Raw genomic sequence first — 22,387 nt, 5'->3', positions numbered from 1 at the left:
CCGGCCACCCGCCCGACGATGCGAGAGGCGGCGCGAGCCGACTCGCACGACCGCTCGGCGACGCGAGGGCAGCCCTCCTGGTCGGCGCCCGTCGCCCTCAGCGTGGCAGCCGTGCTCGCGGAGCCCGGGCACCCCCTCCCAGGGGACCTGCTGGCACAGCTGGAGCCCGGCTTCGGACGGACCTTGCGGCACGTGCGCGTGCACGACAGCGCGTCCGCGAGCCGCGCCGCCGCGGCGCTCGACGCTCGAGCGTTCACGCTCGGCGACCGGGTGGTCCTCGCCCGGGGCGAGTATCGGCCGGACACCGATCGAGGCCGCGGCCTCCTCGCGCACGAGATCGCCCACGTCCTGCAGGCCGGGAGACCGGCGACGGAAGCCGTCACGTCCGTCGTCGAGCCGCACCTGGAGGCCGAGGCCGACCGGGCCGTGCGCTCGCTGGCGGCGGGCGGTCGGCCCGTCCTGGGACGTGGCCCGGCCGGACACGTGCGCCGCAGCCCGCTGACGACCGCGCCTCCGGGCGGTCTGCCCGCCGCGGTGCCGACCCCCGCCTCCACGAAGGCGGCGTCCGCCCCGGGGACCGCCGCCGTCGCGAAGGCGGCGCCGTCGGGGCCGGGGACGGCGGCCGGAGCCGCTCAGGGGCTCCCTCCGGGGCTGACCGTGATCACGGACGAGCCGAAGGGCATCGGCACCACCGAGCTCGTCGTCCAGGTGGACAGCTTCACGCTCCCCCTGGAGAAGGGCGCGGGAACTTGGGTGCAGCAGGCCTACAAGGAGGCCGCGGCCGGCGGCCGACTGGTCTTCACGCCGCTCATCCAGGGCAGCTCGACGGCGTCGTACGAGTCCGTCGCCGCGTTCAAGGAAGGTGCGGAGTCCTACAAGTCGATCTGGCTCGGACGGTACGGGTTCACCTCCACCAAGGCACTGTCGTCCGCGATCGTCGCCGCCGCGGAGGACCAGCAGGCCGCCGCGGACAAGCGGGAGGCTGTGCGGTCCGCGCTAGCCGACCCCCAGGTCAAGGCCGTGGTGACCGGTCTCGCGACCAAGCTCACCGATGCGAAGTGCGACATCGACCACATCGTCGAGAAGCAGCTCGGTGGCACCTCCATCCCCTCCAACCTCCAGCTGCTGACCAGCGACAAGAACCAGGCGTCCGGGCGCATGACGTACGCGGCGCTGGTCCAGATCGTCAACGACATCCGCGCACCCGGGATGCGAGGCACGGGGGTGCGCAGACTGCAGCTGCGGCTCCCGCAGGTCACGGTGCCGGCGGGCAGCGCCGACCCGAGCTTCGTCGTGGAGAACCTGCTCCGGACGGGTGCCGTCGTCGGGTCGGACGCCGTGAAGGCCGCGGCCGACGGCAAGCCGATGGCACTGTCGGCCGGCGGGCAGGGCGAGACCGTGGCCGTGCGTGACACGGGCGAGACGCCGCTCGACAAGCTGGCCAAGCGCATCGTGCCGGGCATGCGGCTCACCACCTACTCCCGTGGCCCGCAGGGGGCCAAGTCCAAGCGCGACGAGGTGTTCGGCGAGCTCGACAGCCGCGCGCTGAGCGCGTCGGGCACGAAGAAGGCGGATTCCCGGGTGGTCCTCGACGCCGTGGTCGGTCCCGGGTCGGCGGCGGACGCCCAGTCGACCGGGGCCGGCGCGGAAGCCGGGGCCGCCGCGGCGCCGTTCGGCGAGTCGCGCAGGCTGCGCCTGGACAGGGCGAAGAACCCGAAGATCGCCTTCTACTACCCCTACATGAGTCCGGGTGAGCTCACCACGCTCGCACTCGACCCGGAGGGCAACCTCACGGGCACCGGGAAGCTCTTCCCCACGATCCCGTTCCTCGGACCGCTCAACGTCGTCTACACCAAGGACGAGCTCAAGCTCGTCGCACCCATCCCGGCCGAGAAGCTCAGGTCGCCGCTGCCCGCGGCGTTCCGCTTCACCGGGGGCGAGCTGGCTCTGCAGCTGTCGCCCGAGCTCGTGCCCAGCGGCCTGCTCATGTTCTCCGTCGGCCCCGCGCCCAAGCCGCTCATGCTGGGCAGGCTCACGGTCGCGTTCGCGAACGGGACGCTCGTCGCGCAGGGGACGCTGACGCCCGCAGGGGCGATCCCCGGCATCAAGGCCGCCGAGGGGCTCGTCGAGTGGAGCTCGGCGAGCGGGTGGTCGGGCAAGATCACTGCGTCCACGGCCTCGATCCCGGCATCGGACGCGAACGTCACGATCGGCTTCCGGACCCAGGACGGGCGCTTCGACCCGTACGCCGATGGCGCCGTCACGACCAAGGTCCGAGGGGCGACGCTCGTCCTCGGGGCGAGGTGGGACGGCCAAGGGCTGGGCTACCGGGGCTCGGTGACCGTGCTCAAGCCGCTGCCCCTGGTGGACAAGGTCGACCTGTCCGGTCGGTACAACGACCGGGGCCTGTTCCTCCAGGGCGCCGCGGCCGTGGTGTGGAACAACACCGCGGCGTCGATGACGGTGGTCTACACCCGCAAGGAGGAGGACCCGGAGGGAAAGTTCTCCGGCCAGGCCACCGTCGCCGTCAAGACCTCCAAGGCCGACGGCACGGTCGACCTCAGCTTCGACGAGGAGGGTCGGTACTGGGGCAAGGGGTCGGTCGGCTACCAGGTGACGCCGACGCTGCGGCCCGTGCTCGGCGTGGAGCTCACCAAGGAGCGGCGGGTCAAGCTCACCGGCCAGGTCGCCCTCGGCGACATACCGCTCACCAAGATGTGGCCCTCGCCGGAGGGCGGGAAGGTACCGATCATCAAGGGGGTCGGCGTCAAGTTCCCGATCCCCACCCCCGTCCCCGCCGTCACCGCCTTCGGGGAGATCCGCGGGTCGCTCGGCCTGGGGTACGGGGTCGGACCGGTCGTGCTCCGTGGCGTCGTCTTCACCGGGGAGCTGTACCCGCTGGAGGACGACCCGAAGGTCACCGCAAAGCTGGTCGGCGTCCTCGCCGTGCCCGCCTACGGCGAGCTGTACGGGACCTTCGGCGCGTACATCGGACTGGAGGTCGCCGCCGGGGCGGTGGGAGCCAAGGGCGGGATCGAGGTCAGCCCGACGTTGCGGATCTCGGCCGAGGGTGGCGTCAAGGTGGCGGCCGACTACGACAAGGACGGGTTCGCGTTCGAGGCCGACGCGTACGCCAAGGGCCGGCTCACTGCTCAGGCGAAGGTCGACCTCGTCGCCGACCTGTATGCCGCATGGGGGTTGTTCTCGCACCGCTGGACCTACAACGCGGCATCGGTCTCGGCGCAGATCGGGCCCGAGGTCCGGCTGACGCTCGGGAGGATCGCGTACGCCAAGAACGGCGAGATCACCTGGCCCAGTCTCAGCCAGATCAAGGTCGAGCCGGAGGGCATCGACCCGCTCGATGCGGTCAAGGAGATGCTCGGCCGCGGCGAGGCCAAGGAGGTCTGACCTGTGCGCAGAGAGACGGAGCGAGGTGAGCGACCATGACGACCTTCCCGCGAGCGCCCCGGCTACTGCGAGGCGGGTTCGTGGTGATGGACGCCGACGGCCGCCGCGTCGTGCGCGCGATCCCGTTCCAGTACAACCCGGAGACGCTCACCCGCTCGGTCTCCCCGCGCGGCGCGACCACCGAGAACGGCGACCGGCTGGAGGCCCTGCGCCTGGTGGGGCCGCCCCTCGAGACGCTCCGGCTCGAGGTCGTGCTCGACGCGACCGACCGGCTGGAGAAGCCGCGCTCCAACCCCGCCACGGTCGCCGACGGCATCGCCGCCGACCTCGCGGAGCTGGAGACCATGGTCGCGCCACCCGTCGCGGCGCTGCAGGCCGCGAACGCCCTCGCGCAGCGCGGGGCGCTGGAGATCCTCCCGCTGCCGTCACCGCTGCTGCTGCTCGTGCTCGGCGCCAACCGCACCCTGCCGGTGCGGGTCACGGAGCTGTCCGTGACCGAGGAGGCGTTCGACCCGCGTCTGAACCCCACCCTGGCCAGGGTGGGCCTCGGGCTCCGGGCGCTGTCCACGGACGACCTGCCCTACGGGTCCAAGGGCGCAGCGCTGTTCCTGACGGCCGCCCGACGACGTGAACGGCTCGCGGGGCGTCGCGGCGCCGGCGTCCAGGCGCTGGGGCTGGGAGGCATCTCGTGAGCATCGCGTCTTTCGGCCCGTCCAGCCGCTACAACGCCGTCCCGGTGCTCACCTGGACCGGTGAGGACGGCACCGTGGAGGTGTACCTCGGCCGTCGGATCCTGCCCGCCGTCGACCGCCACGTCGCCGCCGAGCACCGACGGGTCCGACGAGGAGAACGTCCCGACACGATCGCCGACGACTCCTACGGCGACCCCGAGCTGTGGTGGCGCATCGTCGACGCGACAGGCGAAGCGGACCCGGCGCAGATCAGTGACGTCGACGGTCGGCTCCTCATGGTGCCCCTCCCGCTGGAGGTGTCCGACGATGGCCACGCTTGACGCGGTCACCCTCAGCGTGCGGATCGGCCCGGTCGCCGTGGCGCCCGCCCCCACCGCCGTCGTCGACGCGCTCGACGGTGCCACCGTGACGCAGGCCGTCGGCGCGCGTTCCGGGTTCCAGCTCAGCTTCACGTACTCCAAGACCTCGCCCATCGCCCGCACCCTGCTGCCGACCGGCTTCTTCGACCCGATGATCCGCGTGGTGCTCGTGGCGACCCTGCGCGGCGTGCCGACGGTCCTCGCCGACGGGCCGATCAAGCGCCAGGACGTCACGGCGACCGGCCGGCCGGGTGAGCACCGGCTCGTGCTCACCGGCGAGGACGTCAGCGGCTACATGGACGCCGTCGACCTCACGGGGTTCCCGTACCCGGCGATGCCGCCGTTCGCCCGGGTGGCGTTGATGATGGCGAGGTACATCCCGTTCGGCGTGGTCCCGGCGACGGTCCCGTCGCTCATCCAGGGCGTGGAGAACCCGATCGAGGGGTACCACCACCAGCAGGGCACCGACTACGCGTACGCGACCCAGCTGGCCAAGGACGCCGGGTACGAGTTCTACGTCCGGACCGGTCCGGTGCCCGGGGCGAACACCGCGTACTGGGGGCCGCAGGTGCGCACGGGCCTCGTCCAGAAGGCTCTGAGCATCGACCTCGACCACGACGCGAACATCGACTCGATGAGCTTCTCGGTGGACGGCAATGCCGCCGTCCTGCCTATCGGCCACGTCAAGATCGCCGGCCTCTCCGTGCCCGTCCCGGTCCCCGACATCGCGCTGCTCAAACCGCCGCTGGCGGCCCGTCCCGTCATCCCCACCAAGACGACCTTGCTGGAGACCGAGCGGATGAAGATGCCCGAGGTGCTCATGGCGCTGCTCGCAGGTCGAGGGCTGGCGGACCCCGTGACGGCGACCGGCACCCTCGACCTCACCCGGTACGGCCGTCCCCTCGCCGCACGCTCGCTCGTCGGCGTGCGGGGGGCGGGGGCGGCGCACGACGGGCTCTGGTTCGTCCGCTCGGTCACCCACACTCTCGCGCGCGGCAGCTGGAAGCAGGCGTTCCAGCTCGCCCGCGGCGGTCTCGTCTCCAGCGTGCAGGAGGTCTCGCCATGACATCTGGCCCGCGGTACTTCGGCAAGTACCGCGCGACGGTGCTCCCCGGCCTCGATCCACTGGTTCAAGGACGCATCCAGGTGCAGCTCGCGGACCGGTACGGCCTGTTCCCGTCGACGTGGGCGCTGCCCGCGCTGCCGTTCGCGGGCCGGGGGTCCGCCGCCGTCGTGGCCCTGCCACCGACGGGCAGCATGGTCTGGGTCGAGTTCGAGGCGGGTGATCCGGACTGCCCGATCTGGACCGGGGCGTTCTGGCCCGAGGCGAACGGGTTCCCGGTAAAGGCCCTGGTCGGGGCGACGCCACTGAACCCCAACATCCACCTGCAGACGACGACCGGGGTGTCGGTCACACTCTCCGACCTGCCCGCCACCCAGGTGCAGGTGCAGACGCCGACCGGCGCGATGGTGGTCATCGGTGAGGCGGGCATCTCGATCACCAACGGCAAGGGAGCCTCGATCGTCATGACCGGGAAGTCCGTGATCATCAACGAGGGCGCTCTCGTCATCACCTGACCGACACGCGCGACGAGGAGGCACCATGCCGGGACCCATCCTGCATGCAGGCGCGTCGGCGACGTGCCCGCACGGCGGCACGCTCACGTTCACGCCCAAGTCTCCGCGCGTCACGATGTCGGGCGCGCCGGTCATGGTCCTGACCGACCAGGCGCCCGTCGTCGGGTGCGCCTTCACGGCAGGCAACAAGCCGCAGCCGTGCATCAGCACCACGTGGACGGCCGGGGCCACCCGGGTCGTGTCGCTCGGCAGTCCGGTGCTCGTGAACCCCTCCGGGGGCGTGTGCCAGTCGGCCGAGCAGATCCCCGGCGGGCCGCCGGTGATCTCCGGCAGCCAGACCCGGGTGGTCGCGACATGACCCGGCTCGCGTTCCCGTTCGGCCCCACCGCGCTGGGCCGCTCCTCGACCGTCCGCTACGGCGACCGGTCGCACGTCCGGCAGATGCTCGAGCTGCTGCTGCTGACCTCACCCGGCGAGCGCGTGATGCGGCCCGAGCTGGGCAGCCCGGTCCGCCAGATGGTGTTCGGTCCTGGCGGGGACGCCACCGCCATCGCGCTCGACGCCGCGCTCGAGGCGACCGTGCAGCAGTGGCTCGGCCACGTGCTGACCCTGCTCGACCTCACCGTCACCGCGATCGACGACGACGCGGCGCTCGAGATCGTCGTGACCTACGAGGTCAGCTCCGACCGCACGGCGGACGAGACCCGCGTGCGTCTGGACCTCACATGAACGGCGTGCGCTACGAGTGCTGCGACGAGCGGCGGCGGGCGGCCCTCGTCGCCCCGGGCGCGCCCGCAGGGATCTCCGGCATCGACTACGTCGAGGTCCGGCAGGGCGACCCGGTCTCCGAGCCGACCGAGATCGACGTCGTGCTCGTCAAGCCGCTGCCCCTGCCGATGGCCGGCCTCACCGGGGCCAACATCCGGCTCACCGGGGGACTGCGGTTCCCCCCGCCCCGGGTGTCGCCCGTGGTGACCGCCGTGCCCGGCGGCGCAACCGTCAGGACCTACCGGGTGCAGATCCCGGGCGGGCAGCCGACGGACTTCTCGACCTACCGGCTGGCCGTCGTCGCCGGGTCCAGTTCGGCCCAGCCGCCCGCGTTCCTCGACCCTCGCCTCAGCGTCGTCGACCTGAGCTTCAAGGTCGACTGCCCCAGCGACGCCGACTGCGCCCCGGACGGACGCGAGCTGCCCGGCGCGCAGACGCCCGAGCCCGCGTTAGACCTCATGGCACGCGACTGGGGGACGCTGCGCCGGCTCATGCTCGACCGGATCTCCGTGCTCGTCCCCGGCTTCCGTGAGGACGACCCCGTCGACCTCACCACCACCCTCGTCGAGGCCCTGGCGTACCGGCTCGACCAGCAGAGCTACTCCCTCGACTGGGTCGCCACCGAGGCGCTGTTCGACACCGCCCGCACCCGAACCTCGGTCACCCGGCACGCACGGCTCGTCGACTACCCGGTGGACGAGGGCGCGAGCGCCCGGCTCGTGGTCGCCTTCGAGCACCGGCCCGCCATCCCGGCCCGCGACGGCGTGCTGCTCCGCGCCGGGACGCCAGTGCTCCCTCGCACCGAGGGACTGCCGACGGTCGTGGCCGCGGCGGCGTACCCCGCACTGTTGCACCAGGGTGCCGTCGTCTTCGAGACCGCGGCCGACGTCCGGCTCTGGCAGTGGCGCAGCTCGATCGCGATCCACACCTGGGCCGACGACCTGTGCTGCCTGCCCGCAGGCTCGACGTCGGTCACGCTGGACTCGACCGCGTCGGCCGGGAGGGGCCCGCTGGTCCCTGGTGACCTGCTGCTCCTTGCGCAGACCGCCGCACCGGACACCGGGGAGGCCGCCGACGCAAACCCTGCCCGGCGGCACGTCGTCCGGCTCACCGAGGTCACCCCCACCACCGACGTGCTGGCGCCTGGCCTGCTGCTCCTGGACGTCGCGTGGGACGCGGCCGACGCGCTCCCGTTCGACCTCACCGTCGCCGCCGAGGTCGAGCGACCGGCCGGGCCTGCCGAGCGGGTCGTGTGCGCCCGCGCGGTCGGCAACCTCGTGCTCGCCGACCACGGCGCGAGCCTGCCGCCCGCCGACCACCTCGGCCTGCCGCCGGCGGTCGTCGCGGGCCTCGCGCCCGACCTCGAGCCCCCGTCGCCCGAGGCGGGCGTCCCGTGGCGCCCACGGGTGCACGGTGGCCTCGGACCGCTCTCCCGGGTCGCGCCGCTGCCGTCCGGGACAGCCGTCGAGGTCCCCGCGAGCGCGCTGCTCGCCGTCGACCCCGACCGCTGCCTCCCGGAGCTGTCCCTGCAGGACGCCTTCGCCACCTGGACCGTGCGCCGCGACCTGCTGGCGTCCGGCCGGTTCTCCCGGGACCTCGTCGTCGAGACGGACGCCGGTGGCGGGCCCGCGCTCCGCTTCGGTGGGGGCACCGGTGGCACGGGCGGCACCGGTGGCCTCGCGCCGGACGTCGGCGAGCGGCTGACGGTCAGCGGCCGGTTCGGCTCCGGCGTGGTCGGCAACCTCGGACCGGACGCGCTGGGCCACGTCGTCGTGCCGGACGCCGACGCAGCCGTGGACATCACCGCGGTGACGAACCCGCTGCCCGGCACAGGCGGACGCGCGCGGGAGGAGATCGCCGCGGTCAAGGTCAGGGCGCCCGAGGCCTTCCGTCGCCAGCAACGGGCGGTCACGGCCGCCGACTACGCCGAGGCGGCGCGCCGGTTCGCCGGCGTCGCCAACGCGATGGCGGTCGCCCGCTGGACCGGGGCCTGGCAGACGGTCGTCGTGCACGTCGACCGGGTGGGCGGCGCGAGCGTCGACCGCCGGTTCCGCGACGCGCTGCTGGCCCACCTGGAACGCTTCCGGCTCGCCGGGTTCGACGTCGCCGTGCGTGGCGCCCGACCAGTCCCGCTGGACGTCGCCCTCAGTGTGTGCGCGGAGCCGCGCGAGCTGCGCAGCGAGGTGGGCCGTCGCGTCCGGGCGGCACTGTCCCCGTTCGGCTCGCGTGGAAGGCCAGGGTTCTTCCACCCCGACCACTTCACCTTCGGCACACCCGTGTTCCTCTCCGCGGTCGTGGCGGCCGTCATGGCGGTCCCCGGGGTGCAGAGCGTGCGGCCGCTGGTGTTCCAACGGTTCGCCCGCGTCGGGCAGGACGAGCTCGGGCTCGGCGTGATCCGCCCGGCCGACGCCGAGATCCTCGAGCTCCGGGACGACCCGAGCTTTCCCGAGCGCGGGCGGCTCACGGTGACGATGGGGGGCGGGCGATGACCGGCGGGCTCGGGTGCGGTTGCGGGGCCGGTCGCGGGGCCGGTTGTGGCGGCGGCTGCGGGTCCGGCGCCTGCGCGGGGGGTGCTGATGCCGAGCGGCTCGTCGCGGCCCTCACCCCGGGCGACCCCACGTCGATGTCCCACAGCGCGATCCTCGAGCGGATGCTGGACCGGGTGGCACAGGCGGGGACCGCCGGCGGACGGCCGCTCGCACGGCTCGGGACCCGTTCGACGGAGGACCCGGCGATCGCCCTGCTCTCGGCCACGGCGGGGGCTGCGCACGTCCTGGCGTGGAACGTGCACCGCTCCTTTCGTGACTCGACCCTCGACGGGACCCGCGACCGTGCCGCGCTGGTGTCCCTGACCGGACTGCTCGGGCACGTCCCGCGACCGGCCATCTCTGCGACTACCGTGCTGGCGTTCGAGCTCGACACGTTCCCCGGCTCCCCGTCGTCCGTCACCGTCCCGCGGGGCACCCAGGTGGCGTCCGTTCCGGGCCAGGGCGAGGTCCCCGTCACGTTCGAGACCGATCGCGAGCTCCGGGCCCGCAGCGCCTGGAACACCCTTGCCCCGGTGCGAGCGCCTGCGCCGGTGACCATGACGACCTCGACCGCGCAGGTCGCCGTCGCCGGGAGCAGCACCGGCGTCCGCGTGGGGGACAGCGTCCTGGTGGTCGGTCGTCGGACGGGCACCACGGTGACGTGGATCCACGCGCGCGTGACCCGTGTCGAGACCGACCTCGTCGGGACGCCACCGGTCACGACGCTGTTCCTCGCGGGGCAGCGCGAAGTCAAGGCCGACACGGGCGTTACCGGCCCGGTGCCGGACGGCACGGTGATCGTCCTCGGCACCCACGCCCGACCGTTCGGTGCGGCGGCTCCCGACTTCAGGCTCATGCCCAAGGAGCTCACCGGGCTGGGGACCCCCACGCCGAACCCGACGGAGTGGAGCGGCTTCACCGTCGGGAAGGTGACGGGAGACCCGACCGCCAAGGTCTGGACGATCCACCTGGACGGCATCCACCCGGGAGCCGCCGCCGGCAGGGTCGTCGTCCTGGAGGGCGGGTCGGACGGCACCGCGCTCGCGGTGGAGCGGATCACCGCGGCGCGTGAGGCGACCCGGTCGGACTTCACCCTCTCGCTGGCGTGCACCGTCATCACGGTGGGCGCCGACCACGCCGCGAAGTTCGACACCGCTGTCCGGCAGACCGTTCTTCTCGTGGAGACGTCCAGGCACGACCTCCTGGTCCCGCTCGCCGATCCCGACCTCCCGCTGACGGACCCGGCGACGAGCGTCCGGCAGCACCCCGCCCTCGCCGGGGAGAACCGCGCCGACCGGATCTGGGTCCACGGCGAGGTCCCGCTCGAACCCGGTCGCCACGTGGTCCTGGTCGGGCGGGGGAGCGGCGGCGCGAAGGTCGTCGAGGTCGGCACCGTGCTGCGGACGTCGACGACGCCGGCCACCGCCGGGACGGACGTACCCGCCGGCGGAGCGACCCTCGTGGTGCTGGACGGACCGCTGTCCGGGCGCTGGCGCGCATCGAGCCTCACGATCCTCGCGAACGCGGTCCCCGCGTCGCAGGGCCAGACCCCGGTGCGGGGTCCGGAGACGATCGGCTCCGGTGACCCGGCACAGCGATGGCAGCGGTTCAGGGTGACCCGTGGCTCGCTCGCGCACGTCCCCGCGCCCGGCGCGCCCGGGTACGCGCCCGCGGTCGACGTCCGCGTCGACGGACGTCGGTACGAGGCGGTGGCAAGCCTCCTGGACGAGGGTCCTGAGAGCCGCGCCTACCGGGTCGTCGAGCGGCGTGACGCCGGCAGCGACGTGCAGATGGCCGGCAGGCTGCCCAGCGGGACGGGGAACGTCACCGCACTCTTCCGGACCGGGGGCGGTGGGGCCGGCAACCTGCCCCCGGACCGCCTCACCCAGGTCATGGCCCCCGTGCCGGGGATCCGGACGGTGACGAACCCTGTCCCCGCGGACGGTGGCAACGACCCGGAGAGCGTCGCGGACCTGCGGTCCGCCGCCCCACGGGCGATCCGCACCCTCGGCCGGGCCGTGTCGCTGGAGGACTTCCAGTCCTTCGCTGAGCAGTACCGGGGCATCGGCAAGGCGTCCGCCGACGAGCTCCGGGCGGGGACGCGCCGGATCGTGTGCCTCACGGTCGCCACCACCAGCCTGGCACCGCCGACAGCGGGGTCGTCGCTGGTGCGCGACCTGCGTGACGCGCTGCTGGCGGCGGCACCGCCGGGGACGCACGTGAGGGTCGAGGGATTCGTCGACCTGCCCGTCTCGCTCGTCCTCGAGCTCCGGGTCGACCCGGCGGTGCACCGCAGCGAGGTCGAGTCCGCGGTCCGCGGCGCGCTGGAGCGGCGGTTCGGACGCAGCGCCATGGGGTTCGGCCGGGCGATCCACCGGTCAGAGGTGCTCGCGACGGTCCAGGGCGTCCCGGGGGTCGTGGCGGCCCGGCTGACGAGCCTGTCCGCTCCCGGCGTCGTCGAGGATGCCCAGGGACGCCTGCCGAGCGGCGGTCCCCGCCTCATCGGCGGGGTCTTCGAGCCCGCGCGACTGCTGTCGGTGCAGGGCGCGGCCCTGACGCTCACGGAGATGACGACGTGAGCGCCGCCGGCCAGGGGACGGGCGCCGTCCCGCAGGCGCGGGTCGAGTCGGTGGCCGGTGCGCTCCTCGCGCTCCTGCCGGCGCACCTGCGGACGACGGACCTGGCGGCGGGCGGCGCGCTGCACGCCCTCGTGGAGGTCCTCGCCGGGTCCCTGGCCGAGGTGGACGCGCACCTCCAGGAGCTCTACGACGCCGCATTCGCCGAGACGGCCGGGGAGGCCGGGCTCGAGGCGATCGCCCGCCTGGTGGGAGCGTCCCCGCTGCGACCGCCGCCCGGGGCGGCGGGCGGCTGGCAGCGCGCGTACGTCGCGAACACGGTGCGCTACCGACGCGGCAAGGGCACCGCGCGCGTGATCGAGGCGCTCGCGGGCGACGTCACCGGGCTGCCCGCGGTGGCGGTCGAGTACTACCAGCGGCTGGTCCGCACCTCGCACCTGCTGGACGTGCGCCCCGACCGGCCCGGGACCGCGATGCTGGTGCCGGGTGAGACGGCGATGCGTGCGGGCGGCGCTTTCGACCTGCTGCCGCGGCTGCTGGACGTTCGCCCGGTGGGGACGGCGCGCCGGGGGCGGCCCGCGGGCCGTCACGGCATCGAGGCCGTCGGCGTCCACGTGCTGCGCCCCGCGGTCACGCACTATCCGGCACCTACGCACGACCCGGTGCCCGCCGCGGCCCTGGCCGCGGTGCCGCCCGCCCGCCCGTGGGTGATCGGCGGCGTCACCCACGCCGGCTACTTCCAGCTCGCGGCCCAGCCGGGCGCCGTGCTGCGCATGTTCGCGGCGGACCGTCGCGCCGACGCCGACGGCCGCCGCCTCGGGTGGCCCGACCTCCCGGACCGCCTGCAACGTCTTCCGCTGCACCTGGAGACCGACGAGCTGCGGCGGGCCGGTCTGGAGGGCCGTGACCCGCGGCTCGGCGACCGCCCGTGGTTCGACACCGCGGGACACCCGTTCACCGTGTTCCTGCGGCGCGACGGTGACGCCGGCTTCACGCGCGTGCCTGCCGCCGAGGTCCGCATCGTCAACCTCGAGAAGCCACCGTCGCCACCGGGCGCGCGTCCGGCGGGCGCGGTCACCTCCACGTGGTACGAGCCGGGGCCGACGCCCCACACCGAGGCGCACACGGTCACGGTCGCCGTCGATCCCGTCACCGGTCGCGTCCTGACGCCCGAGCCGCCGAACAACGTGGCGGAGGTGGCCGAGATCCGGGTCGCGCACGCGGTCGGTCGCGGAAGGGCGATCGGCGCCGGCCCGCAGGACCGCAACGACGACGGGCACCCGTTCGAGATCCGGGACGGCGCGGGCGCCCGGGACCTGCTGTGGGTGGTCGACGCCACCGCCCCTGCCGGCGGCTCGGCCGAGTCCGGCGGGCGGGTGGTGGGCTCGCTCGCCTCAGCGCTGACGGAGGCCGCCGCCTCGGCGGCCGGCCGTCGCGCGCTCGTGCTGCTGGTCCGCTGCGACCGCGAGACAGCCTCCGCGCCGGGCGCGACGATCGACGTCACGGTCCCACCGGAGTCCCACCTTCACCTCGTCGCCGCGCAGTGGCGCCGGCCTCGGGTGCTGCCGGGGGTGCCCGGCGACCCCGACCTGCGCGGGTTCGTGGTGCGCCGTGAGCGCCGTTTCACGCTCGACGCTCCCGTCCGGGTCGTCCGGGGTACCGGCGGAGCCGGGCTGCGTCCGGGCCGCCTCGTGCTCGACGGCCTGGAGCTGACGGGAGGACTCACGGTGGGCACCGAGTCGCTCGCCGAGCTCGAGCTGCGCCACGTCACCGTGCGGTCACCCGGCGCCGTGGCCGTGGCCGTCAAGGGCCCTGCCACCGGCATCCACCTGCTCGTCGACAGCGCGATCGTCGGTCCTGTCGCGACGACCGGCACCGCCGTCACCGGCCGGCTCACGGTCACCGACAGCGTGGTCACGGCGGACGGCGCCGCGTTGCCCGCCCTGGCGGCAGCCGACCTGGACCTCGTCCTGTGCAACGTCACGGTGCTCGGGGCGACGTCGGCGCGCTCGCTGGAAGCGACCAGCACGGTGTTCGCCGAGCCGGTCAAGGTCACCCGACGCCAGTCGGGGTGCGTGCGCTACAGCAGCGTCCCGGACGGTTCCTCGACGCCACGCACGTTCCGCTGTCAACCTGCCCTCGCACTCGCGGCGGCGTCCTCGGGCCCCACCGGCCGGCTCTCCAAGACCGAGGCGGAGCTGGTCCGGCTGTCCGTCAGGCCGGTGTTCATGGACGTCTCCGCTGACGAGCCCACCCTCGCGATGCTTCACCCGCTGTGCCCGGACGCGATCCGGTCAGGCGGCCAGGACGACGCCGAGATGGGTGCCTTCGCCCGTGCGGCGTTCGGCGTCGCGGTCGACAACGTCAGCTCGCTCTTCCCTGAGTACCTCCCCTTCGCCCTGGCTGCGCGCGTCCTCGACGACACGCGGTCCGGGTCCGTCGCCTCCAGGAGGAACCGGCCATGACGAAGCGCAACGACGCGACGAGGCTTCGAGTCCGGACCGAGGACGGTCGTCGGGCCCGCGCCGTGGTCGCCCGACAGGGCCAGGTGCTGCTGGACGCGGACGTCGACCAGCAGTCCGACCACGTGCTGGACCGGGTCGACACCGGCGCCGACGACACGTTCGGCAGCCCGGGGCGCCTCGTGGTCCCTGCCGGGTCGACGGCCTTCGCCGTGACCGCCGCCTCGACGCCCGCGGCCTGCAGGCTCGGGACCGGCCACGGGTATCTGGTCGGGTGGCTGGTCGAGAACGTCATCGAGGACTGCACCCTGGCGACCCAGCCGCACCCCCGCACTGACGCCACGCCCACCGCCCCCGTGCTCCTCGCGCTGAAGTGCCTCGAGCGGTTCGTGGACCCGGTGGAGGAACCGGCGCTGGCCGACCGAGCGCTCGGCGACGCGCAGGCGGCCGGCCGGGCCCTGCTGGACTGGCAGGTGTTCCCCTTCGCCCCCGCCGCGGGATGGAAGGGTCGGCTCACGTGCGCCACGTCCGGCGACGACCCGGAGTGGGTGAAGCTCGTGGCACCGTCGACGGGGACCCTCGCGGTCGTCCCCGACGCGACACCCCCGTCGACCGACCCGTGCAGCCTCACTCCTCAGGGCGGCTACTCGCGCCCCGAGAACCTGCTGTTCCGCTGCGAGGTGGACGGCGGCAAGCCTCGGACCGACTACTCCACGGCGGACGGGCCGCGCTACGGCCTCGAAGGACTGCGGCTCAAGGTGTCCCGGCGCAACGCGTCCGTGCTGGCGCGCGTCACCGCGAAGACCGGGACGGAGCTGACCGTCGAGCCGCCAGCCCTCGACCCCCTCAACTGGTTCGCACCCGGCCTGTTCGCCGAGATCGTCTCCCCGCACGACGACGTCGACCCGCGTGCGGCCGCCGCCGGCGGACGGCTGTTCCGCGTCGCGCTGGCGAGCGACATGGTCGTGACCCTGGAGGCGGCCGCCGGACCCTCCGTGGACGCCCTGAAGCTCGCCGACGGCTGGTACCTGCGCCTGTGGGACACGTTCGCCGACGGGAGCGGGGCGGCGGTCGTGTCGACCGCGGGGGACCCGACCCGATCCCAGCTCATCGACCTCGGGGACGGTCTGAAGGTTCGGCTCGGCAGTGGAGCCGACGCCACCTTCCGGCGAGGTGACTACTGGACGTTCGCCGCCCGGGCTGACGGCACCGTGGACTGGCCCAAGGGCAACCCGTTCGAGCGCCCCCACGGGCCGTCGGTCCGGTACGCGCCGCTTCTCGCTCTCGACGCAGCGGCCGGGGGCGGTGAGGACTGCCGCATCCAGACCGGCACGCTGACCGATCGCGTCCTGCTCTACCGCGGTGGAGACGGACAGTCCGTCCCGCTGGGTGGCGGGGGCGACGTCACCCTGCCCGGCCGGCTGCGGGTCGCGGTGATGCGCGGGCAGACGCCGGTCGCGGGCGCGGCCGTCGAGTGGAGCGTGCCCGCCATCCCGGCCGGGAACCCGCGCACGACCCTGGACGGGGTGTCGATCACCGGGGGTGCCATCAGGACCGTGACGACGGATGCCGCCGGACTCTGTGAGGTGCGGTGGGCGATCGACGCGAAGCAGCCCGACGTCGTGCACCGGGTCCAGGCCAGGGTGGCCGGGCCGGGCGGGACGGATGAGAGCCCGCCGGTGGTGTTCACGGCGAGGTTCCGGACCGCGGCCCTGACGAGCTACCGGCCGGGAGCATGCACCCTGCTGTCCGCGTCGCCGACCGTCCAGGACGCGCTGGACACTCTGTGCAAGCACATCGGCGGGCCGCCCGAGCCGGAGACGCTGCTACTGTCCTCGATCCGCCTGCGCGGGGCCACGGCCGGGGTGCAAGACCTCCTGAACGAGAAAGTCATCCTCAACGGGCTCGAGGTCCCTCATCACTCGTTCGACGAGGGCGTCGGGATCGGGATCGTCGCCGCCGTCCTGGAGTGCACGCCCGAGCCGTTCGACCCGATCGTGGAGGTCACCGTCGACCTGCCGTACCCGACCACCGACTACGACAAGCTCTACTGGGCCCGGGCGTCGAGCGAGGACGGCAAGCACGAGGGGATCACGGGGCCGTTCGGGTTCAGGTCCGTCCGGCTCGAGGGGACGGTCGAGGTGCTTCAGAGCGACGACGGCAACGGGTTCGAGGCCGGCCTCGTCTGGCTGCCGTCGACGCAGACCAAGATGTTCCTCGCGACCGTCCCGTCCCACCTGTTCGGGCACGCGTGGGTTCTCGCGGGTGAGCTGGACCAGGCGGGCTGGCAGTCGGTGGGCGCCCCCGAACGCATCCTCTGCCGGCTGCGCGTCCGGTCGGCCCACGTTTGGGCGACGAGCAAGGACACCGGTGACCGGGTCTACCTGAACGCCGAGCACCTGGGGGACTCGCTCGGCCAGACGAATCGGGAGCTGCTGACCGACGTCCGCGACCCAGGACGGGCGGCGGACCTGGACCTGTTCTTCTACCTCCTCGTGGACGGATGACCGTCCGGGACCCGGTCCGATCCTGAGTCGCGAGTCGTCTAGCGAGGCGCCACGACGGAGACCTTGCTCGCGCGGTCAGGGGTGCCCCGTGCGGATGAGCCGTTGTCGGCGGCCGCCAGCGAACTGAGGGTGAGTGCCAGCACGCTTGACCGCAGTGCGTGCTCTACCAATCGGGCCGCCTCAAACCGCGTGCGGAGATAGAAACCCGGACGTAATCGCGGATCTGTACTCCGCACGGCGGACCCGACACGCCGAGGCTGTGGAATCTATCGAGAGTGCATGTGTGCAAAGTGCAGCCCGCGTCGACACCAGCCCCCCGAGCTCGGGTACGACCGCGTGATGTCGTGGTCGTTGCGGGACACGAGGCGGACGCTGCCACCGTCGACTTACGCGACGGCGCGCACCCGTCCCACTTCATCTCGTATGCGCAGCCGTCGTCGTTCGCAGGCAAGTCGCCCGGGACCGCGGGCATCGGCCGCACGAGGTCAGGCAGAGGTAGCGGATCCTGGCGTGCGGGCCTTTCGATGATGCGCACCTCCCGTTCAGAGGTGGTTGCCTGCGCGAGATACCGACGTAGAGGAGCACCGCGTCGTCGACGACGCGGGAGTTCTTGACCGGAACCTCGGGCGGGGCGCCGGTGACGAACCAGGCGTACACCCGGCAGTTGTTGGCATCGGTGATGGTCCGGGGAACATCGGTTCGTGACCAGAGGCGGGGCGGATGCACGAACTCGCTGCTCATGCCCACATTGTCTCGCCCCAGCTTCAGTGGAGGCTCGCAACTGACGCTTCGACGTTCGTCGCAGCGGTGTTCTGACGGTAGTAGGTGTCTTCCAGCTCGGCGGGTGGGATCAGTCCGATCTCTCCGTGCAGGCGTCGGTGGTTGAACCAGTCGATGTATTCGGCGACCGCGATCTCGAGGTCGTCGATGCTCTTCCACGGGCCCTTGTTGCGGACCAGCTCGGCCTTGAACAGCGAGTTGAATGCCTCGGCCAGGGCGTTGTCGTAGGAGTCGCCGGTCGACCCGACCGAGGCGACAGCGCCGGCCTCGGCGAGGCGTTGGGTGTAGCGGATGGTGACCTATTGACGCCCTTGTCGCTGTGGTGCGTCAGCCCAGTGACGTCGTGGCCGGCGCGTTGGCGGGTCCAGATGCCCATCTCCAAAGCGTCCAGCGCGAGGTCGGTGCGCAACGACTTCGACAGCTGCCAACCGACCACCCGCCGGGAGTGGACGTCGGTGACGAAGGCCGCGTAGACCCACCCGGCAAACGTGCGGACGTAGGTGATGTCCGCGACCCACAGCTGATCGGGCGCGGTCGCGGTGAAGTCCCGCTCGACCAGGTCCGGACGGGTCTCAGGACCAGAGCCCGGGATCGTGGACCGCGGGCCCTTCGCCCTGGTGATCCCGCGCAGTCCCGCCGCGTGCATCAGACGCTCGACCGTGCACCGGGCGACCGGGTGGCCCTGCCGGCGCATCTCGGCATGGACCTTCCTGGCCCCGTAGACCCCGAAGCTGTCCTCATGGACGCGCGCGATCACCGCACTGGTCGCCGCGTCCGTCACCGACCTCGCCGACGGTGGGCGGGTCTTGGCGGCGTAGTACGTGCTCGGGGGCGATCTGCAACGTCCGGCAGATCGGCTCGACCCCGAGGCGCGCCTTGTGCTCGTCGACGTAGCCGACGATCACTTCAGTCGGCGGTCGAGCTCCGCCGCGGCGAAATACGCCGACGCGGTGCGCAGGATCTCGTTGCTGCGCCGCAGCTCACGGTTCTCCCGCTCGAGCTCGGCGATCCGGGCTTCCTCAGCCGTCGTCGTGCCCGCCCGGCCCCCCGCGTCGACCTCGGCCTGCTTGACCCAGTTCCGCAACGTCTCAGGGTTTGATCCCGAGCTGCTCGGCGACCCGCGCCAACGCCCCGGGCCGCGTCGCCGGATCACGCCGCAGATCGACCGCCAACCGGATCGCCCGCTCCCGAAGCTCCTCGGGGTACTTCCTCGGTGCTGCCATGACTCTCATCCTTCCCAGGATTGAGAGCCTCCGTCAGACCCGGGGCGAGACACGAGCGACGTCGCGGACCCCGCGACCGCCGTCCACCACGAGCGCGGCCGCCTGGTGGCGAAACTCGGCCGGGTACTTCCTCACTCGACCGATCGGAGCCCCCTTCCCTGGCTGCTGCCAAGTTTGGAAGCGTCCGGCCCGCGGGGTCCCTTCAGTCGGCAACTCCACCATCACCGCGCCTTTGCTTCTCAACGTGCCGAATGCCCGGGCAGACTGGCTTCACGAGTCACGGGAGGGTGAGAGATGGTCGCGTGGCTGCGATTCGCGGAGGCTGCCTTATGGCCGCTGGTGGTGCTCGTTCTCTGCATCGTGCTTCGCGGTCCGATCGGCAGATTCCTCGGTTCGCTTGGCGGCCGGGTCAGCAAGCTCTCGGTTCTCGCGGTGTCCGTGGAGCTCGCGGTGACCGAACCGGTGAACCTGCCCTGGCAGGGCTACGCCGGTGACGACATCCGAGGGCTCGTTGTCGCCGACCAGGTGAACAACTCCTACTTCTCGACTCTTCAACAGGCCTTGGGGCGAGGCGACGACGCCGATTACCTCGTGGTCGATCTAAGGCGCAGCGACGAGGAGTGGCTCACGAGCCGGCTCTATCTGTTCGGCCACCTTCTCAGCAAGCTCAAGGGCGTCCGAGCAGTCGTCTTCGTCGCGACCCGTGACGAGGTAGGCAGGGTCTTCCTCGCTTGCGCACAGGTCGATCAGGTCCTCCGTGCGTTAGGGCGTGCACAGCCGTGGCTGAGCCGGGCTCGCCTTGACCTTGAGGACGTCTTGATCGACAGGCGGCACCCTTCGCCGCCCCGGGCCGCGGGCGTGGATCCGCAGCCGTTTGATCCAGGCTCGAAACAACCGGAGGCCGCGGACGCGGATGAACGCTGGGAAGCGACAAAGGCGGGGACGGGCGGCCGTGATTCGCTGTACCTCGCGCAACAGTTTCTGCTGAGCCTTCAGCGGACCATCCCGGAGGGAACGGAACCGCCTGAGGGCTGGCTCCAGCTGCCCCGCCAGCCCGGGAGGCCGCCGATCATCGAGCACGCGACCTGGCTGCGCATCGAGGACCTGACCGACGGGCTCCTGCGCGATGTAGTGGAACCGGACGCGTATGTAATCGACGACCCGACCTGGAGTGCCGAGGAGCGCGTGCGCGCTGTTGCCACGCGGGAGGGGCAGTTTGTTGCGCTTCTGTCACCGTCTCGCCGGTTCTTGCGGCTAGTGGATCGCGAAGCGCTCCTCGTAGCACTCGGCGAGGCCGCGGCACGCGCCACGTAATCCAGATCGCATCGTCGCAGCCGCGCCGACCGCCACCGCCGCCTCCGAGCCCAGCGCGGACAGGTCCCAGTCCTGCGGACGGCGAGCACCCGAGCCAGTGGAGTCCGGAAGTCACCCCTGCTGCCTGCAAGGGTCACTGGGGCAGGTTGGCGATGATTGCTACAAGACGCAGACTCAGCGCCGATCTACGCTTCGCGTTGTGAGCTCAGAGCTTGTTGCTGTCGCCGTCGCTGGTGCCCTCGGCATCGCGGGAACGATCGTGGGCATCGTGATGACCACCTGGCTCGGAAGATCATTGGAGCGCCAACGACTCTCGGCCGAAGATGACAGACGTTGGCTCGCAGACCGTCGAACGGTCTACTCGAGTTTCCTCACCCTTGCAGAATCGATGCTGCGGGACGTGGACAGCTTCGCCTGCTTCCTCTCCTACGACGGCGTCCAGACGGTCGCCGACGAGGACGAGGAGTTCATCGCAGAAGGTCTGCTGGACTACTTCAAGCGATGGGACACGGAGCTGCAGCCCGTACTCGGAGATGTGCAGTTGCTGGCTGGTGCCGAGGTGGCGGACCTGGCTGACAGAGTCAGTGGCGCCCTCATGCAGATCACGGGTGTCATTGAGCAGCGTCGCGCCTTCGTCGAGTACTACCCAGGCTGGTTCCGAGCGGGTGACTTGCTCGCGGTACTGCGAAACGCAATGAGAAGCGAACTTGGACTGAAGGACGAGATTCACACGTACTTGCCGCGCTCCGGTGACTGGCCCTGGCTCGAGGGTCGCCCATCCGAGGAGGACTACGTCCGGCGCCAACTCGACATCCCCGGGCGGCCTCCGTTGACGGCTACTGAGTTGTCACGTCTCAATCACGAGGAATAGGTGACGCCGGCGGCGAGCAGGGCTCCCGAACGGGCACGGCGGGATCGTCTGGGACGAACTCGGAGATCACTCCGTGGGCGATGGCTTCCAGGGCGAGAGCATCGTCAACGTCGTCGGGAGGTCGTCGCATCAACATCTGCGCGGTACGGCCAGGGTGGAGTTAGGCTCTGAGTCTTGTGCGCCGCGGGGCAGAGCGCGGGCGCAGGAAGCCAGTCGGTCCCCGCGTTTACCCCGCGAAAACGCCGGCAGAGGACGCTTGCTTGTGCGACTCGACGCGTGTTGAGGGCCGGGCGGCAAGAACCATAACCGCAGATGACGCACAGTTTCGCAAGGCTGTCGAGGTGCCACGGGTGATGAGCGTTGCCGCCCTCGAGTCTCCAAGGGGTCGCAGGTTCAAATCCTGTCAGCCCGACCGATGTACGCGCAGTTCAGGGGGCCATCACCGTTCAGCGGGGGTGGCCCTCAGTCATGCGTACGCCAACTGGGTCTAGAGGTAGAGGGCCATCGCCGGCCCGTCCGAGGCGGCCTGTCGGGCGTCCTCGGACCGGTGCAGGTAGATGTCTCCCGTGGTGCCACCGACGAGTAGCCGAGCACGTCGGACATCGTCTTGACGCTGGCCCCGCAGGCCAGTGCCATGTCCGCCCCCGACTCCTCGACCGTCACGACGCAGCGACCGCCTGCCCGATCGGGCACCCGCAGGTGCCCGCACGCGGGCGCGCGCATCTCTGGGCGGTGCCCCACGGACCGCCCATCGTGGGCCCTGACCCACGAGCGGGGGGCTGCGGGGTGGACGGACGTGGGCGTGCGCGACGGCCGGACGACGAGGTGTCGACGGCGGACGCCCGCGCGCACGGCCGACCTGCGAGCGTCCGCGTCGACGTCCCGGTCACCGTCGAACTGCCACGGGACCGGGTCACGGCGCCTGGCCTGCAGCGGCTGCAGCGGCTCGCGGGCAACCGCGCGGTGACGCAGGCGCTCGGGCGCGGGGCGCCGCGGGCACCCGGCGTCGCGGCCGGGGCCGACCCGCGCACGGTGCTCGACCAGTCCGTGATCCGCTCCGAGCTGTCGGCAGTCGCCTCCGAGCCCAACGTGGGAGTCGCACCAGGCCCCGGAGGTCGGCACCTGCTCACCCCGCAGCAGGGGCCGCCCCCGGTGCCGGCACCACCGCGACCGGCCGAGCGGGCGCCCGCCACGCCACCGCCCGCGCCCACCCGGGCGGGCCCGCCGGTGCAGGAGGAGATCGCTGAGGCGCGAGCCACCGCCGCCCCGACCGGCGGTGCTCGCGTCCCCGCCCCGCCCGGCCCACCGCCCGGCGAGGGGG

14 protein-coding genes, 1 tRNA gene, 2 pseudogenes and 1 other annotated feature are annotated in these 22,387 nt (G+C 72.4%); of the genes and pseudogenes, 15 read left to right on the top strand and 2 right to left on the bottom strand.

Features of this window, described 5'->3' with window-relative positions; all coding sequences use genetic code 11:
- Window positions 1–111 precede the first annotated feature (111 nt).
- The 11 genes from HP550_RS20375 to HP550_RS20325 all read left to right on the top strand — a co-directional run bounded on the left by HP550_RS20375 (window position 112) and on the right by HP550_RS20325 (window position 16,878).
- The gene (locus tag HP550_RS20375) at window positions 112–3,408 is read left to right on the top strand and encodes an eCIS core domain-containing protein (RefSeq protein ID WP_175349523.1); all 3,297 of its coding nucleotides are present in this window, start codon (window positions 112–114) and stop codon (window positions 3,406–3,408) included.
- Between the two features lie 35 nt (window positions 3,409–3,443).
- On the top strand, window positions 3,444–4,100 hold the full coding sequence (locus HP550_RS20370; protein WP_175349522.1) for a hypothetical protein: 657 nt from the start codon (window positions 3,444–3,446) through the stop codon (window positions 4,098–4,100).
- The gene (locus HP550_RS20365; protein ID WP_175349521.1) at window positions 4,097–4,420 is read left to right on the top strand and encodes a hypothetical protein; all 324 of its coding nucleotides are present in this window, start codon (window positions 4,097–4,099) and stop codon (window positions 4,418–4,420) included. Before HP550_RS20370 ends, HP550_RS20365 begins: the two co-directional genes overlap by 4 nt.
- Complete coding sequence (locus HP550_RS20360; protein WP_175349520.1) at window positions 4,407–5,525, top strand: hypothetical protein; 1,119 nt, start codon at window positions 4,407–4,409, stop codon at window positions 5,523–5,525. The genes HP550_RS20365 and HP550_RS20360 overlap by 14 nt, the downstream gene beginning before the upstream one ends.
- The gene (locus tag HP550_RS20355; protein ID WP_175349519.1) at window positions 5,522–6,037 is read left to right on the top strand and encodes a phage baseplate assembly protein V; all 516 of its coding nucleotides are present in this window, start codon (window positions 5,522–5,524) and stop codon (window positions 6,035–6,037) included. Before HP550_RS20360 ends, HP550_RS20355 begins: the two co-directional genes overlap by 4 nt.
- A gap of 25 nt (window positions 6,038–6,062) precedes the next feature.
- Window positions 6,063–6,395, top strand: coding sequence for a hypothetical protein (locus HP550_RS20350; RefSeq protein ID WP_175349518.1), 333 nt, complete (start codon window positions 6,063–6,065; stop codon window positions 6,393–6,395).
- A complete protein-coding gene (locus HP550_RS20345) occupies window positions 6,392–6,766 on the top strand; it encodes a GPW/gp25 family protein (protein WP_175349517.1) in 375 nt (124 codons plus the stop codon). The genes HP550_RS20350 and HP550_RS20345 overlap by 4 nt, the downstream gene beginning before the upstream one ends.
- On the top strand, window positions 6,763–9,294 hold the full coding sequence (locus HP550_RS20340; protein ID WP_175349516.1) for a baseplate J/gp47 family protein: 2,532 nt from the start codon (window positions 6,763–6,765) through the stop codon (window positions 9,292–9,294). The genes HP550_RS20345 and HP550_RS20340 overlap by 4 nt, the downstream gene beginning before the upstream one ends.
- Window positions 9,295–9,428: 134 nt before the next feature.
- The gene (locus HP550_RS20335) at window positions 9,429–11,912 is read left to right on the top strand and encodes a baseplate J/gp47 family protein (protein WP_175349515.1); all 2,484 of its coding nucleotides are present in this window, start codon (window positions 9,429–9,431) and stop codon (window positions 11,910–11,912) included.
- A complete protein-coding gene (locus tag HP550_RS20330; RefSeq protein WP_175349514.1) occupies window positions 11,909–14,374 on the top strand; it encodes a hypothetical protein in 2,466 nt (821 codons plus the stop codon). The genes HP550_RS20335 and HP550_RS20330 overlap by 4 nt, the downstream gene beginning before the upstream one ends.
- Window positions 14,371–16,878, top strand: coding sequence for a DUF6519 domain-containing protein (locus HP550_RS20325; protein ID WP_175349513.1), 2,508 nt, complete (start codon window positions 14,371–14,373; stop codon window positions 16,876–16,878). The genes HP550_RS20330 and HP550_RS20325 overlap by 4 nt, the downstream gene beginning before the upstream one ends.
- 414 nt (window positions 16,879–17,292) lie before the next feature.
- On the opposite strand, the gene HP550_RS20320 is transcribed toward HP550_RS20325, so the two are convergent.
- Window positions 17,293–17,619 carry a hypothetical protein gene (locus tag HP550_RS20320; protein WP_175349512.1) on the bottom strand — a complete coding sequence of 109 codons (327 nt, stop codon included), beginning with the start codon at window positions 17,617–17,619 and terminating at the stop codon, window positions 17,293–17,295.
- Between the two features lie 23 nt (window positions 17,620–17,642).
- Window positions 17,643–18,881 (bottom strand): annotated as a pseudogene (locus HP550_RS20315) (IS3 family transposase).
- Window positions 18,486–18,602: a sequence feature (AL1L pseudoknot), on the bottom strand. It overlaps the preceding pseudogene by 117 nt.
- Window positions 18,882–19,175: 294 nt before the next feature.
- Between HP550_RS20315 and HP550_RS20310 the strand changes: the two are divergent.
- The 4 genes and pseudogenes from HP550_RS20310 to HP550_RS20295 form a co-directional block, all read left to right on the top strand.
- Complete coding sequence (locus tag HP550_RS20310; protein WP_175349511.1) at window positions 19,176–20,195, top strand: hypothetical protein; 1,020 nt, start codon at window positions 19,176–19,178, stop codon at window positions 20,193–20,195.
- A 199-nt stretch (window positions 20,196–20,394) separates the two neighbouring features.
- A complete protein-coding gene (locus HP550_RS20305) occupies window positions 20,395–21,066 on the top strand; it encodes a hypothetical protein (RefSeq protein ID WP_175349510.1) in 672 nt (223 codons plus the stop codon).
- A gap of 329 nt (window positions 21,067–21,395) precedes the next feature.
- Window positions 21,396–21,475, top strand: a tRNA-OTHER gene (locus HP550_RS20300).
- A gap of 377 nt (window positions 21,476–21,852) precedes the next feature.
- Window positions 21,853–22,387: pseudogene (locus HP550_RS20295) on the top strand (hypothetical protein); the annotation flags it as partial.

The sequence above is a fragment of the Cellulomonas humilata genome (assembly GCF_013359775.1).
GTDB classification, from domain to species: domain Bacteria; phylum Actinomycetota; class Actinomycetes; order Actinomycetales; family Cellulomonadaceae; genus Cellulomonas; species Cellulomonas humilata.
The sequence above is the reverse complement of the archived record's forward strand: the minus strand, read 5'-3'. Positions and strand labels throughout refer to the sequence as shown.

Excerpts from the sequence above, each read along its gene's own strand:
- HP550_RS20345 (WP_175349517.1), top strand. The coding sequence starts at position 6,392 with ATGACCCGGCTCGCGTTCCCGTTCGGCCCCACCGCGCTGGGCCGCTCC.
- HP550_RS20320 (WP_175349512.1), bottom strand. The coding sequence starts at position 17,619 with ATGAGCAGCGAGTTCGTGCATCCGCCCCGCCTCTGGTCACGAACCGAT.
- HP550_RS20350 (WP_175349518.1), top strand. The coding sequence starts at position 6,063 with ATGCCGGGACCCATCCTGCATGCAGGCGCGTCGGCGACGTGCCCGCAC.
- HP550_RS20355 (WP_175349519.1), top strand. The coding sequence starts at position 5,522 with ATGACATCTGGCCCGCGGTACTTCGGCAAGTACCGCGCGACGGTGCTC.
- HP550_RS20360 (WP_175349520.1), top strand. The coding sequence starts at position 4,407 with ATGGCCACGCTTGACGCGGTCACCCTCAGCGTGCGGATCGGCCCGGTC.
- HP550_RS20370 (WP_175349522.1), top strand. The coding sequence starts at position 3,444 with ATGACGACCTTCCCGCGAGCGCCCCGGCTACTGCGAGGCGGGTTCGTG.
- HP550_RS20340 (WP_175349516.1), top strand. The coding sequence starts at position 6,763 with ATGAACGGCGTGCGCTACGAGTGCTGCGACGAGCGGCGGCGGGCGGCC.
- HP550_RS20310 (WP_175349511.1), top strand. The coding sequence starts at position 19,176 with ATGGTCGCGTGGCTGCGATTCGCGGAGGCTGCCTTATGGCCGCTGGTG.
- HP550_RS20335 (WP_175349515.1), top strand. The coding sequence starts at position 9,429 with ATGTCCCACAGCGCGATCCTCGAGCGGATGCTGGACCGGGTGGCACAG.
- HP550_RS20325 (WP_175349513.1), top strand. The coding sequence starts at position 14,371 with ATGACGAAGCGCAACGACGCGACGAGGCTTCGAGTCCGGACCGAGGAC.